Below are 11,985 nucleotides of genomic sequence, written 5' to 3'. Positions count from 1 at the left end.
GGGGATCACCCCCCATGGCTGTGTGCGCTACTTGGCCTTGTTGGCCTTGATCACTTCATCGATCCACGCGCAGAACGCCTCGAACTCGACCACGGTCAGCGCGTCGACGTCAGCCGGTGTCAGGTGGCACAGGTGCGCCAGGATCGGCAGGTAGGTCAGCCGGCGCTTTTTGAGGTCGCCGCCCGAGCCCGGGCGCGGGCGGCCTTGGTAGGGCCCGGCTCATCGATGCGCTCCACCGTGATCGCGGCCATGTCAATCGCGTACTCGCCGGACTTGATCTGAGGCCAGGTGATGTCCCGGCCCAGGCGGAACTTCAGCATGAGCCACACGTAGGCGCCGATCGCGATGAAGTCGCCCGCCTTCATTCGGGCCTCCATGTCCATGGCCGTCAGGCCGGTAGCCTCCTGCAGCGCGATGCCTTCGTGCAGCGCGATCTTGCTCGGGTCGGTCTCGAAGGTCTCGTCCTCGATCGTCATGCGGAAAGCGGGCATGAGGCCTCTCCTACGTCTTGTTGTCGAGCTCGCGGGCGATCTCGTCCATCGCCGCGAGGATGGTTTTCCGCACCCGGTTGACGTGCCGCTTGATCGACGGCTCGAACCAGGGGGCGCCGCGCTGGGCGTACCAGCGTTCCCGGTTGCCGAACAGCGGGTGGCGCCACCCCTTGCGCGTGTTCATCCGCCGGGGCAGGGTCCGCTGGTCGGCGGGGAGTTTGCTGCCGTCGACGATGATCCGCACCCCGGCCTTGCGGCCGCCGTCGCGGATGTCGGTCTTGATCGCCGCGGCGATGCTCCGGCGTAGCCCGGCGCGGGCCCGGGCGCGTGCCTGGGCCTTCTCGGATGCCGGATCCTTGGCGCGCTGCAGGTGCTGATCGGCGCGCTTCTTGGTGCCGCCGCCCCGGGAGCCGGTGACCGGCAGCGAACTGATGGCGGTCTTGGCGTCGGCCACCGCCGGCCGGGCCGCGTCGCGGATGCTCTTGCGCAGCTTGGCGGCGAGCTTCTTGTCCACCCGCTTCAGGTCGCGGGCGAGCTTGCGCATCTGCTCGGCGCCGGCCACCCGCACCTCGGCCACCATGGGTCAAAGGGTGGTGTCGGCCGAGATGGACAGCACCTGAACGACTGGGTTGGTGCCGTCGGAGTAGGCCTCGAACGACAGGTCCATCATCACGATGCCGGGCCCGTCGACCACCGGCGGTGCCTCCTTGAGGATGATCGCCGGGGTGATGAACGACAACGTGTCGTTCTCTCCCGAGGCGCCGATGGCCGCGCCGGTCAGCTCCAGCTCCAGCGCCAGCACGTCGCCGGCCTTGAACACGTCGTACAGCTCCGCCTGGCTGAACTCGGCCTTGAGACTGCCGGTGATCGTCGGGATGTCGTTCTCCAACGGCTCGCGCTTGATGCCGCCGTTGCCGAGGCCGTAGCGCTCGGTCGCCAGCGGCGTGGCGCCCTTAATGCTGATGGAGTTGATCACGGTGGCGACCGCAGTGCCGCCGGTCACCGACGTAACGCCGGACGCGGTGGCCACGGTGCCACCCAGCCTCAGGGCCGCCTGGTGGAAGCCGAACTGGTGCGCCGCGGTGTAGGAGGCGGTGGCCAGCGCGGTGGCGGTCGCCTCGTCCATCGCGTCGATCGACACCTTGAGGTTGGCGACGTCGCCATCGCTGAGGCTGAACTCCCACTCGGTGATCTTGCAGCCGCGGTAGGTGAACGGTCTCACGGTGCCGGTCGACGGCTCGGGTCGGCCGACCTGCATCGTGAAGCCCAAGCCGAGCTTGCCGACCGGGGTGTGCACCTGCCGGTAGGCGGTGGTGCTGTCGATCTGCGTCGCGGTGCCCGTGCTGCCGAGCATGTGCTTGTACAGCAGGCCCATGCCGCGGGTCGCGACGGGCAGCTCGAGGTCACCACCGGCGGTGACCCTGCTCTTCGTCACCCGGGAGACGCGCTTGTACTTCTGCCCGGCCGCCAAGGTGTTCGGCTCCAGGAACCCCGGGCTGTACTTCATCGACTCCTTGGTGTACTCCAGGAACTTCGTCACCGTGACCGCGGTCCCCACCACGGACTCGGCGGCGATGCCTACCTGGCTGTCCAGGCCAGTGCCAGTGGTCATGACTCAGCGCCTCCCTTGCTCCCCGCGGCCGTGCCGCTCGCACCGGCGCCACTCGCACCGGCGCCGCTCAGCTTCCAGGTCTCCTTGGGCCAGGCCCGGACCTGCCCGGCCTGATCGATGACGTAGGCGTCGCCCAGCTCCTCGACGAGCTCGCCGTCGACGGCGACGACGTCGCCGGCCTTGACCGGCAGCCCATCGGGGCGACCCAGGCTCCGGGTGTCGCCAGAGATGTTCTTGAGCGTCAGCTTGGCCACGTGGGCCCCCTCCTTCAGATACGGGTCTGGACCGAGACGGTGAACGGCACCCGCACCTCGACCCCGTTCTTGGTCTGCTCCTGGTGCAGGCGGCCACCAGTGATGGCCACCACGGTGGGCGGCGCGAAGCCCGCCCCGACGTCGGCGCGCAACGCCGCCTCCAGGGCGGCGAAGTGGGTATAGGCGCGGGTGCGAGCAGCGGCCAGGTCGTCGTCGCCGTCCCATGCGATGAGCACACAGGTGACGTCGATGGCCTCGGCCTTGGCCCCGATGCCCAGGCCGGTCCAGGTCTGGGTCCAGTCGACGGCCTGGCCGTCGCCGGTGTCGTCGCCGTCCCAGCCGACACAGACCACGTCCCGGCCCGGGTCGGCGGTGAGGTTCGGGCCGTCGTGCACGAGGACGTCGTCGGGCAGTGCGGCAGTGAACAGCTCGACCAGCCGGTCCAAGACGGCCGGCACGCGGGAGGACAGCATCATGCGATTCCCATCGATGTTCCGCCGAGCAGCTCCAATGCTCGGCGGGGAATGGAGTAGCCGAAGCGGGGATCCCAGACCTCGTCATCTCGGGTGGCGCGTGCCGTGCCCATGGTGCCGCGCTGGGTCTCCCACAGGTGGCCGAGGATGATCAGGGCGGCCTGGCGGACATGGGCGGGCACAGCCGCGAGCCCGGCGGTGTAGACGACGGCGATGCGGCCACGCTCCCAGCAGGACAGGTGTCCGCCCGCCATCCGGTGCAGCACGCCGGCGTCGCCGTCGAGGTCATAGCCCGACCCGGGCACGGTGCGGCCGCCGGGCAGCGTGACAGAGCCGATCGACTGCACGGGGCGGTGCGCGAGCAGCAGGGACCGGCGCCCGCCCCAGCAGCGTTCGGTGACGGTGACAGGCAGCACGATCCCCACATGCCGCTCAATCGGCGCGGTCAGCGCGCCGATGAACCGGCTGATCTCTTCATCGTCGCCCGTCCGGGATGCCGGGATGTTGAGATGAGCCTTCGCTTCAGCGAGCGTGACCAGTTCGGCCACTAGCTGCCCCTGGGCTTGCGGGTGCGCTTGTCACCGGGCGCCGCGGTGGCCGTCTCGACCGGCCCCGCCTCGACCGGCCCCGCCTCGGCCGGTGCTGCCTTGGCCGGGCGGCCTTTGATCAGGGTCGGCTCGGTGTCGAACAGGTCGGGTCGCTCGGCCACCAGCTCGGCCGCCTCGTCCCACACCTCGCCCTTGGCCAGCGGCGACTGGCCCTGTGACCAGCGCACCACGCAATCGTTCTTGACATACACCACGCCCATACCGGGCCTCCTTACACATCAGCAGCGCCCGGTATGGCGGCCGGGCGCTGCTGCAGGTCGGGTTGCTGGACTAGGAGGGCTTGTTCACCAGCAGCCGGAAACCGGCATCGTTGATGGAGTCCGCTCCGACGCGCGCCCAGGCGAACCACGCCCGCTGACCGGTCGGCAGGGCGAGTGTGCCCGCCGCGTTGAAGACGTGCGGGATCAGCTCGATGGACATGCCCGCGCGCTGGGCGATCAGGTAGTTGGACCAGTCGCCGACCACCGCCAGCTCGGCCGCGCCGACCCCCGCCGGCAACGCGTCCATGTAGTCGTTGAGGTAGGCGCGGCGGCCCTTGAGGATCATCACGCCCTCGGCCGTGAAGTCCACGGTGAACGCCGAGTTGTTGTTGCTCGCGCCGAGCTGCTGGATCGCGTTGTTGACGTCGGTGGAGGACATCCACGCGCACCGGGCGCCCCGGTAGCGGATCGGCAGCGCCGCCCAGGTGTCGTTGACGTCGCCCGCCGAGATGGCGCCCCCGGCCGCGGTGGTCACCACCGAGGCGCCACCGGTCAGGGCGGTCACGATGCCGGTCGGCTCGTTGGTGCCGCTCCCGTCGGTGAACTTCTTCACCAGCAGTTCGGAGTAGCCCTCGCCGAGCAGGTGCGCCATCTCCGAGGCGAACCCGGGATAGTCCTGGTCGACCTCGAGGGAGTAGGGGATGTATCCGTCGGCGCGGTGGGCCGGCACGGCCGGCTGGGCCAGGGTCGGCGAGTTGTCGGAGGCAGCGGCGCCTTCCTGGCGGAACTGCCAGGTGACGCCCGCCGAGGAGACGCCCTTCCACTGGTCGGTGGTGATGGTCTCCACCCGGGCCAGGTTGAAGAAGTCGTTCGGTGAGCCCTGCGCGGTCAAGATGATCGTCGGGTCGATCAGGACCGGCACGCCGTACCCGCCGGCGGCATCGGTGCCGATGGACATCGCCCGAAACTCCTCATAGGCCTGCACCGCCCGGGACTGCTCCGGGGTGAGCACCGGCGTGGTACGGGAGACCAGGCGCATGAACGCCTCCCGGTAGTGCGGGTGCTCGGTCACCAGCAGCCGACGGGCCAGCAGCGCCCCGTCGACGTTGTCGTTGCGGGTCTGCAGGAGCCGCTCCAGCCGGGAGCGCTGACCGTCGGCCAGGTGCCCGGCCGCGGTGTCGTCGCCGAGCACGGCCCGGGCCCGGTCGCGCAGCTCTGGTGCGGCCATGCGCGCGATGTCGCCGCCGTCGAACGGCACCACGGACCGGCCGATCTGCGCGGTACGCCAGCGCTGGCGCGAGTCCGCCACACGCTCAAGACGCTCGGCCTCCTCGACCTGCTCGCGCAGCTCGGTCTCCTCGACGTCGAGCGCCTCCCAGCGGGTCTGCTGATCCTCGGCCAGGGCCGCATCGCCGGCGGCCTCATCGAGGCCGCGCCGCTCGTCTTCGATCTTGGTGAGCCGGGCGCGCATCTCTTCCAGCGTCATCGTGACGCCCCTTCCTTCAGGTACGGGTATCGACGCCAGCGGCGTTCGCGTGGCGTCAGCCCGCCCGAGTGGCGCATGGCCGGCTCGTCGGGTGGTGCGGGTGCGGCTGCAGACAGAGGCGCAGTGCCCTTGGCGGGCGGCTGCGCTCCCTGCGCAGTGCGAAGTTCGGTGACGCGAGCGGCGAGCCGCTCGACCCGAGCCGGGTCCGCCAGGCGCAGGTGCTCGTAGTAGGCATCGGTGCCGGATCGGATACCGGAGGTGGCGTCCGGGTTGGCGGGCCAGGTGACCGGACCGAATTCATACAGCCGGACCTCTGTGATGGTCCGCTCTGGGAGGCCATCGGGGTTGTGATCGGAGCGGCCCGGCTCCTCGTTCCACTGTTCTTGCAAGACGCGGAACATGAAGCTGGAACCATAGGCGCCAGCCTCTATCCCGGGCAGCAGGTCTCGCACATAGGAGGTGTCGAACAGCGGCACGTCACCAACCGCGGCGTCGGCGTCCTCGCGGATGCTCTCCGGAACGCCGAGCACCTTCTGGTGGATGTACATGTCACGGCCGTGGTTGAACATCACCTTCACCCGGCTCGCGTTCTCGGCGATCGTCTTGGCGAACGCGCCGCGCACGGTGCGCTCGAGGAAGCGCCCCTCCCACCACGAGTCGATCTCATACCAGGTCCCGAACGGCGAGAAGCGGACGGTCATCGTCGGCATCTCGCGCTCGCCTTGGCCATCGTCGGCGCGCGTCAGCCGTACGGCCCCCGCAGTGGCCCGGACGATGTCCAGTTCGCGCAACGTCTCCATTACTCCTCCTGATCCGCGCCGTCGTGGACGTCGCCCGTTCCGCTTGCCGGCGCCGCGGTGTTCGGCTCGTCGCCCCATGGCACCGGCGGGAGATCTTCGGTGCCGCGCACCTCGTTGACCGTCTTCCACCGGTTGCGCAGGGCGATCTGGTGCGCCTGGTAGCGGGTCAGCGTCGTGGACTGCAGCAGCGCGTCCCGGTTCAGCCGCGCGTACTGGCCGCGCGGGAGCATCACCGTCAGCACCCGATCCACGCGGCGCAGCCACCGGTTCAGCGCGTACACCAGCAGGTGCGTGGCGCGTGATTCGACGTTGGAGTACGTCATCGACCCGCCGGATTCGTATCCGAGGACCTCGGCGAGCCCGGGGCCGAAGATCCGCGCGCATTCGGCGCTCGTGAACTGGTTGGACTCCAGGAACTGCGACTCCTCCGGCGCGATCTGGATCTTCTCGAACTTCCAGCCGCGGCCCAGCACCACCGGCTCGCGCGTGCCGCGCACCGCGGCCAAGAACCGCTCCTTGGCGGTGCGCGCCTGATCCGGATTCAGGTCGGCTTCGGAGTTGGTCAGCATCCCGCCCGGGTGCGCGCCGTCGGTGAACCACTGCCGGCCGAACCGGTTGATCGCGATGCCGAGTCCGATCGTGCTGGCGTGGTGCTCGATCGGGGACATGCCCAGCACGATCCCGGGCATCGGGTAGCACCGCCGGAAGAACAACTCCGCCGGCTGGATCTCGCGTCCGAGGTAGGCGAACACCGGCCGGTCGTCGCGCAGCCAGGCGTTGACCGCGTCCGGGTGCAGCAGCTCGACCGCCGTCGGGAAGTCGCCGCGCGGATGCCGGTCACGCACGATGCCGGTCGCGTTGCCGCGTAGCAGCCAGCTCATCAGAAGCTGGAAGATCCAATCCTCCACGCCCTGGCCGTCGGCGCCGGGGTCCTGCAGCCAGGACGGGACCGGCAGCTCGGTGCGGTCGGCGCCCGTGCCGCGGAACACATCGATCGGCAGCTCCGACCCCAGCGAGGCGATCAGGTCGACCGCCGACCAGACCGCGACCTTCTGCAGGCTCGCCTCGGCACGAGACAGGTCAACCTGGTCGAACTGCGAGCTGGTGATGATCGGCGGCAGAAACCTGCGCTCCGCGGGCGGGGTGGCCCGGCGGCCCCAGAACACGCCCACTACGACCTCCGATCCAGCAGCAGCAGGAACGCGCCGGCGGCCAGCAGGCCCAGGGGCCGATAGATCAGCGCCAGCCCCACGCAAACGCATGCCGCCCCGGCCAGGCCGGGCAGCCACCTGCACGCCTCGCCGAGGCGTCGCACGGCGTCACCGGCGAGCTCGGCGGCCTTGAGCCAGTGCATCCGGCCTCCCCGGTCAGTAGATGTTGGCGAGCGGGTCATAATCCTGGGCGACCAGATGCGCCCTGCTCTCATACGCCCACCGCGCGTTCGTCGCGACGACGATCGGGGAGATGTCCGCGGTCGAGATCCGCCGCCCCCACGCCCACGCATCGCCGAGCGGCCGCGTCTTGGCGCCCATGATCGCGGTGGTCATCTCGTCCTGGCCGATGTGGCGCAACGTCGCCTGGGCGACGGCGTCGGCGAACTGCCCGCAGCCCGCCGCAACCTCCGATGCGGTCGGGATGGCCAGGTCGCCGCGTTTGGGCTTGTCGGGGTCCTCGGGACGGGTGATTCCCCTCTTCTCGAGGTCGACCAGCAGCGACCCCGCAGGCCCTTTCACGTCCAGGCCGATGGCCACCGGATCCCACCGCCCCCGCAGCTCAACCAGCCGATCCACGACCCAGTTGGTTCCAGGGCGCCGGTCCACGATCTCAACATGCCCCAGGCCGTCAGCACGCAGCCCGTACACGCCGATGCACGCACTGTCCCGCGAGGGTGTGACGTCGACGGCGAACGCCACCGCGCCCTCACGGCGGGAGCCGGGGTCGGTGAGGCTCTGCCACACCTCGATGTTCAGGACACCGGGCCCGGCTTCTGCCCGTGGCTTCCATGCGCCGAGCCGCTCGACCGAGAACAGTTCGCCGAGCCCGGACGGCTTGGCCTCGTCTTCGACGGTCTCCTCGGTGATCCGCACACCCAAGGCGGGGTTGCAGGCGTACCACAGGTCACGGTCCGCGGCCGCCCGGCGCCGGTCGGCCGCGCTGGTGGGGTCCAGATCCGCGCCCCAGTCGAAGTGCGCCAAACGCGCCGCGCCGGCCTCGCCGTCCGCGCGCAGCCCGTAGCACCAGGCGGCCGCATCATCCGGCGGGGTGCCGAGGAACCACACCTGCCAGTTCGGCATGGCGCTCACGGTCGGCAAGACGGCCGCCATCTGGTCAGAGGTCAGCTCTTGCGCCTCGTCCAGGATGATCTTTGCGGAGCTGAAGCCGCGGATCGCCGTGCGTGACCGGGTCACGTACTGAAGCAGCCGCCCGTCCCTGGTCTCGATCTGCTGCTCACCGTTGGCCTGGCGGAACTGCTCGACCTGGCGGAACAGATGAGGGGCACCGCGAATGATCCGCTCCAGCCGCGCATACGCCCTCGACGACGTACGGTGCTGATGCGAGGAGTGGATGATCAGCTCGTCCTTGAACAGGAACAGCCAGGCCAGCTCCAACGCTTCGATCACGCCGCCCTTGCCGTTCTGGCGGGGCACCCACACGCTGACCTTCCGCGCGGTCCACTGCTCGTCGAGCCTCTGCCCGAGGCCGTGGGTGAGAATGAACTGCTGCCACGGGTCCAGATGCAGCCCAGCCGAAGCGGCGAGGTCGATCACTTCCGGTGCCGCGCTGATCGGGTACTGCGGCCAGTTAGCGACCCTGGGCGTCTGCGATCCGACGCGCACGCTGGGCGGCGAGATCGTCAATGGGGTTCACCTCCTCGCCACCAGGTAGCCCGTCCAGCTCCGAGATCGTCGCCCGGAGCTCCTTGGCGATCACCGCGGCGTCGCGGCCGCTCGCGCCGTGCAGCTCGCGGGCGAGCTTGTCGCGGATCGCCTTGAGCGAGGCCCGCCGATCACCCTCGGCGACCACGGTTGAGACCCGCCGGATAGCCATGATCACCTCCGGTTGATCTCGCGGGGAGAGATACGGGAGAGGTTGGCACGGGGTCCCCCACCCACCCCCCCAAAAACACCCTGACCTGCGGAAACGTCGTGACCTGCGGAAATGCGGGAACAGCCGGAGCGGTGCGCGATCGCGCTCGTTCACCAGGCCTCGGACGTCCGCATGGGCCGACCGGCCGCGCCGGTGCGGTTGCCGCGCTTGCTGTTGCATCGCATGTGAGCAGGACGCAGCAGCCGGATGTCACGCTCGGCGCCACCGAGGCTGATCGGGTCGACATGATCGGCCGTCCAGCTCATCGGATGCCTAGCGGGAAGGGTCTTGTCGATCATGTGGCCGCACAGCCAGCACACATCGCTGCCCGGGCTGTTGCGCAGCCGGTTCCATACGCGCCGCCAGGGCCGCCCGGCGCGGCCCTTACTCCGAGGAGACATCACACCTCCTGGGCTACTCGGCGATCGTCTCCGTCAGGCGCTGCTGTGCCACCTTGGCGTAGTGCTCGGTGATCTCCACGCCGATGAACGCTCGCCCCTCAAGGAGCGCGGCAACTCCGGTGGAGGCAGATCCCGCGAACGGGTCGAGCACGGTTCCACCCGGTGGGCAGACACCGATGAGCTGACGAAGTACCTCGACCGGTTTTTGGGTGATGTGCTTGCGAACGGTGCCGCGTGGTTGCGACCCTTCGACGAGGCCGGGCAGGTAGACGGGTTCAACGTGCCGGGCGGGCACGCCGTTGCTGGCCCACAGGACGTATTCGCACTCGCGCTTGAAGCCGTCCCGCTGCGGACGGGCGATGGGCTTACGCCAGGGGATGATGCCGCGCCAGGTCCATCCGGCGGCCTGTAGCGCATCAGAGGTGGCGGGCAGTTGCCGCCAGTCGCAGAAGACCAGAGCCGACGCGCCAGGACGGGCGGCGCGCAGACACTGACCGAGCACGAGGGCCAACCAGTAGCCGAAGCCGCGTTGATCGCGGTTGTCGCCGGCGAAGTCGGCCAGGGCGTGGGCGGCGTCACCGGAGACGTACTTGTCGCGTGCGCCTTGCGCGGCGCGTTCGGTTCCGGTGCGGCCACCGGAGTTATAGGGCGGATCGGCCAGAACGAGGTCGATGGAGGCGGCGGGCAGGGTGGGCAGGATGGCGAGCGCGTCGCCGTGGTGCAACGTCCACATGTGATCTCCCAGAGCGGGTCGCGCGCACCCGTACGGGTGGGCGAGTCGGTGCGTTGGGAGGGGGTGAGGTCGGGGGTTCCTGACCGCAGATGACCCCCGAGGCATCCGGGCCAGGAACGAGAAAACCCCGCGCGATGGCGGGGTCTCCTGGTTGCGGACACAACTGTCTCCGCAGACCTTCAGCGTGACATCCGATGATCTTTTTCGCAAATGCCCAGTTCAGGGCGCCTTTTGAGTGAGCGCTTCGTCCGCGAGCGAGGCGAGCGCGGCCGCGGCCGCCGAGATCTCCTGTAGGTGGTCGGGTGGCAGCGCGGCCAGGGCCTGGCGTGCCGCTTCGAGGTCACCTCGGTACGTCCACCCCATGGCGCCCTGTGCGGCGAGGATGCGGCTCGCCTGGGCGAGGCCCTTACTCATCTCGGCGGCAGCGTTCTGCAGGGCCTTGGCCCATTCGGGTGTCTCGGGTGTCTGATCGGCCATAGCTGGATTCTCTCCTCATGCTGCGCGGGGCGGGCGGGTTCGGGCGCGGATCCGGCGGCAGGTCGAGTGCCGGCAGCGGATGCGGATGCAGGCCGGGCCTTCAAGGTGGGCGGCATCCAGGCCGTCAAGGAGCGCCAGGACGTCGCCGATCCGGTACAGCGGATGTCCGCGGTGATCGTGGCCGCGCGCGCTGAGCCGGTCGCGCTGGGCCCATTGCCGGATCCGCTCGGGGGTGACGGGCTGCTCCAGGCGGGTCAGCGCCCGGGCGATCTCGGCCGCGGTGCCCAGCACGCTCTCTGCTTGCCCTAGCAGCCAGGCGCGGCGGCTTGGGACGTCGGTGATGGCGCCGCACCGGCACTGCACGACCCGCGCGTGGGGCACGGCGTACAGGTCACTCATGCAGATGCGGCCATCGTCGCCGCGGTGTCCGCACGGCCCGCAGTAGACCAGATCAGCGCCGCGGTTGATCGCCCGGCGGGCCTGGTGGACGGCGTCGATGAGCTCGTCGACGGCCTCGCCGCCAGCCGGATGGCGGCGGATGTCCGTCACCCGCCGGGCCAGCCAGTCGGCCATCGCGGGCAGCGTGTTCTTGGGCAGGATCCGGGTGGTGATCCACACGCAGGATCCGTGCTCGCAGCGGCGCGGGCAGGCCGGGCCGATCGGCTGGTCGTGCCGGTCCAGGGTGCGCACCCAGCCGACCAGCGCTGAGCGCAGTACGGCGATGGCCTCGGCGGCGGCGGCACCGTAGGCCAGTGGGGTCTCGGCGCCGCGGCGGCCGGTGCCGCCGCCGAGCCGGGCCTGGCGTGCCAGCGCCGTATCCAGCTCGGCGGCCAGCCAGTCGGCCAGCTCGCCGAGCCGGTGGTGGAGCTCGGCTCCGCAGCTGGCGCACGCCGCGGCGCCGTCCGGGGACGGGCGGTAGCAGGCGGGCACCTTGCACAGCGGGTAGGTCACCGGCGGCGGTCCAGGGTCCTGATCGTGTTGATGTAGGCGATGGTGGCGTCCAGGAACGTGGCCTGATCGCGCAAGCGCAGCCCGCCGCTTTGGAGGTAGGTGGTGGGGACGACGAGGGGCGCGATGGTCTCCATGGTCGCCAGGTGCGTGCGCATCGCCTCCAGGTCCACCATGCTGGCCATGGCCAGCATCCCCCGGGCCCCGGCGGCGAGCAGGTGGATCCCGTCTCCGTACTCGTTCACTGTCGTCCCGATGCGACCCTGGGCTGGCTTAGGCGTTTCGCTCATGGGATCCCCCTTGTTGACGGTTGTTGACGACGTCGGGCACGAACCGGTCCCGGCGGCCGCCGCGGTGTCGGTCGCACGCGCGGGCCCACCCGGTGGGGTAGCGCCTCCAGCCGGTCGACGGCCGA

General features: G+C 70.0%; 18 protein-coding genes. All 18 read right to left on the bottom strand.

From position 1 onward, the window contains the following. Positions 1 to 155: 155 nt before the first annotated feature. The 18 genes from ACQP0P_RS48290 to ACQP0P_RS48205 all read right to left on the bottom strand — a co-directional run bounded on the left by ACQP0P_RS48290 (position 156) and on the right by ACQP0P_RS48205 (position 11,860). On the bottom strand, positions 156 to 476 hold the full coding sequence (locus ACQP0P_RS48290) for a hypothetical protein (protein ID WP_433382812.1): 321 nt from the start codon (positions 474 to 476) through the stop codon (positions 156 to 158). Between the two features lie 25 nt (positions 477 to 501). Beyond that, positions 502 to 1,071, bottom strand: a complete 570-nt coding sequence (locus ACQP0P_RS48285; protein WP_433382809.1) for a hypothetical protein — start codon at positions 1,069 to 1,071, stop codon at positions 502 to 504. A 3-nt stretch (positions 1,072 to 1,074) separates the two neighbouring features. Then, positions 1,075 to 2,103: a phage tail tube protein gene (locus ACQP0P_RS48280; protein ID WP_433382806.1), complete on the bottom strand. Its 1,029-nt coding sequence runs from the start codon at positions 2,101 to 2,103 to the stop codon at positions 1,075 to 1,077. Beyond that, entirely contained in the window at positions 2,100 to 2,357 is a 258-nt protein-coding gene (locus ACQP0P_RS48275; RefSeq protein ID WP_433382803.1) for a hypothetical protein, read from the bottom strand. The genes ACQP0P_RS48280 and ACQP0P_RS48275 overlap by 4 nt, the downstream gene beginning before the upstream one ends. 14 nt (positions 2,358 to 2,371) lie before the next feature. After that, entirely contained in the window at positions 2,372 to 2,833 is a 462-nt protein-coding gene (locus ACQP0P_RS48270) for a hypothetical protein (protein ID WP_433382800.1), read from the bottom strand. Continuing rightward, positions 2,830 to 3,378 (bottom strand): hypothetical protein, encoded by a 549-nt coding sequence (locus ACQP0P_RS48265; protein ID WP_433382797.1) that lies wholly within the window; start codon positions 3,376 to 3,378, stop codon positions 2,830 to 2,832. Before ACQP0P_RS48265 ends, ACQP0P_RS48270 begins: the two co-directional genes overlap by 4 nt. Continuing rightward, positions 3,378 to 3,638, bottom strand: a complete 261-nt coding sequence (locus tag ACQP0P_RS48260; protein WP_433382794.1) for a hypothetical protein — start codon at positions 3,636 to 3,638, stop codon at positions 3,378 to 3,380. Before ACQP0P_RS48260 ends, ACQP0P_RS48265 begins: the two co-directional genes overlap by 1 nt. A gap of 70 nt (positions 3,639 to 3,708) precedes the next feature. Next, positions 3,709 to 5,124: a phage major capsid protein gene (locus ACQP0P_RS48255; protein ID WP_433382791.1), complete on the bottom strand. Its 1,416-nt coding sequence runs from the start codon at positions 5,122 to 5,124 to the stop codon at positions 3,709 to 3,711. Continuing rightward, positions 5,121 to 5,924 carry an HK97 family phage prohead protease gene (locus ACQP0P_RS48250; RefSeq protein ID WP_433382788.1) on the bottom strand — a complete coding sequence of 268 codons (804 nt, stop codon included), beginning with the start codon at positions 5,922 to 5,924 and terminating at the stop codon, positions 5,121 to 5,123. The genes ACQP0P_RS48255 and ACQP0P_RS48250 overlap by 4 nt, the downstream gene beginning before the upstream one ends. Next, entirely contained in the window at positions 5,924 to 7,096 is a 1,173-nt protein-coding gene (locus ACQP0P_RS48245; protein ID WP_433382785.1) for a phage portal protein, read from the bottom strand. Before ACQP0P_RS48245 ends, ACQP0P_RS48250 begins: the two co-directional genes overlap by 1 nt. Continuing rightward, positions 7,096 to 7,278, bottom strand: coding sequence for a hypothetical protein (locus tag ACQP0P_RS48240; RefSeq protein WP_433382782.1), 183 nt, complete (start codon positions 7,276 to 7,278; stop codon positions 7,096 to 7,098). Before ACQP0P_RS48240 ends, ACQP0P_RS48245 begins: the two co-directional genes overlap by 1 nt. Positions 7,279 to 7,291: 13 nt before the next feature. Next, positions 7,292 to 8,782: a hypothetical protein gene (locus ACQP0P_RS48235; RefSeq protein WP_433382779.1), complete on the bottom strand. Its 1,491-nt coding sequence runs from the start codon at positions 8,780 to 8,782 to the stop codon at positions 7,292 to 7,294. After that, positions 8,727 to 8,972 carry a hypothetical protein gene (locus ACQP0P_RS48230; RefSeq protein WP_433382777.1) on the bottom strand — a complete coding sequence of 82 codons (246 nt, stop codon included), beginning with the start codon at positions 8,970 to 8,972 and terminating at the stop codon, positions 8,727 to 8,729. Before ACQP0P_RS48230 ends, ACQP0P_RS48235 begins: the two co-directional genes overlap by 56 nt. Positions 8,973 to 9,121: 149 nt before the next feature. Continuing rightward, complete coding sequence (locus tag ACQP0P_RS48225; RefSeq protein ID WP_433382774.1) at positions 9,122 to 9,412, bottom strand: HNH endonuclease; 291 nt, start codon at positions 9,410 to 9,412, stop codon at positions 9,122 to 9,124. A gap of 13 nt (positions 9,413 to 9,425) precedes the next feature. Further along, a complete protein-coding gene (locus ACQP0P_RS48220) occupies positions 9,426 to 10,145 on the bottom strand; it encodes a DNA-methyltransferase (protein WP_433382771.1) in 720 nt (239 codons plus the stop codon). Between the two features lie 219 nt (positions 10,146 to 10,364). Further along, entirely contained in the window at positions 10,365 to 10,622 is a 258-nt protein-coding gene (locus tag ACQP0P_RS48215; RefSeq protein ID WP_433382768.1) for a hypothetical protein, read from the bottom strand. 15 nt (positions 10,623 to 10,637) lie between these two features. Continuing rightward, a complete protein-coding gene (locus tag ACQP0P_RS48210; protein ID WP_433382765.1) occupies positions 10,638 to 11,573 on the bottom strand; it encodes a hypothetical protein in 936 nt (311 codons plus the stop codon). Further along, positions 11,570 to 11,860 carry a hypothetical protein gene (locus ACQP0P_RS48205; RefSeq protein ID WP_433382763.1) on the bottom strand — a complete coding sequence of 97 codons (291 nt, stop codon included), beginning with the start codon at positions 11,858 to 11,860 and terminating at the stop codon, positions 11,570 to 11,572. Before ACQP0P_RS48205 ends, ACQP0P_RS48210 begins: the two co-directional genes overlap by 4 nt. Positions 11,861 to 11,985: the final 125 nt, after the last annotated feature.

Source organism: Streptosporangium sp. CA-115845, from assembly GCF_050943795.1.
GTDB lineage: Bacteria > Actinomycetota > Actinomycetes > Streptosporangiales > Streptosporangiaceae > Streptosporangium.
This window is presented reverse-complemented; position numbering and strand designations above follow the sequence as displayed.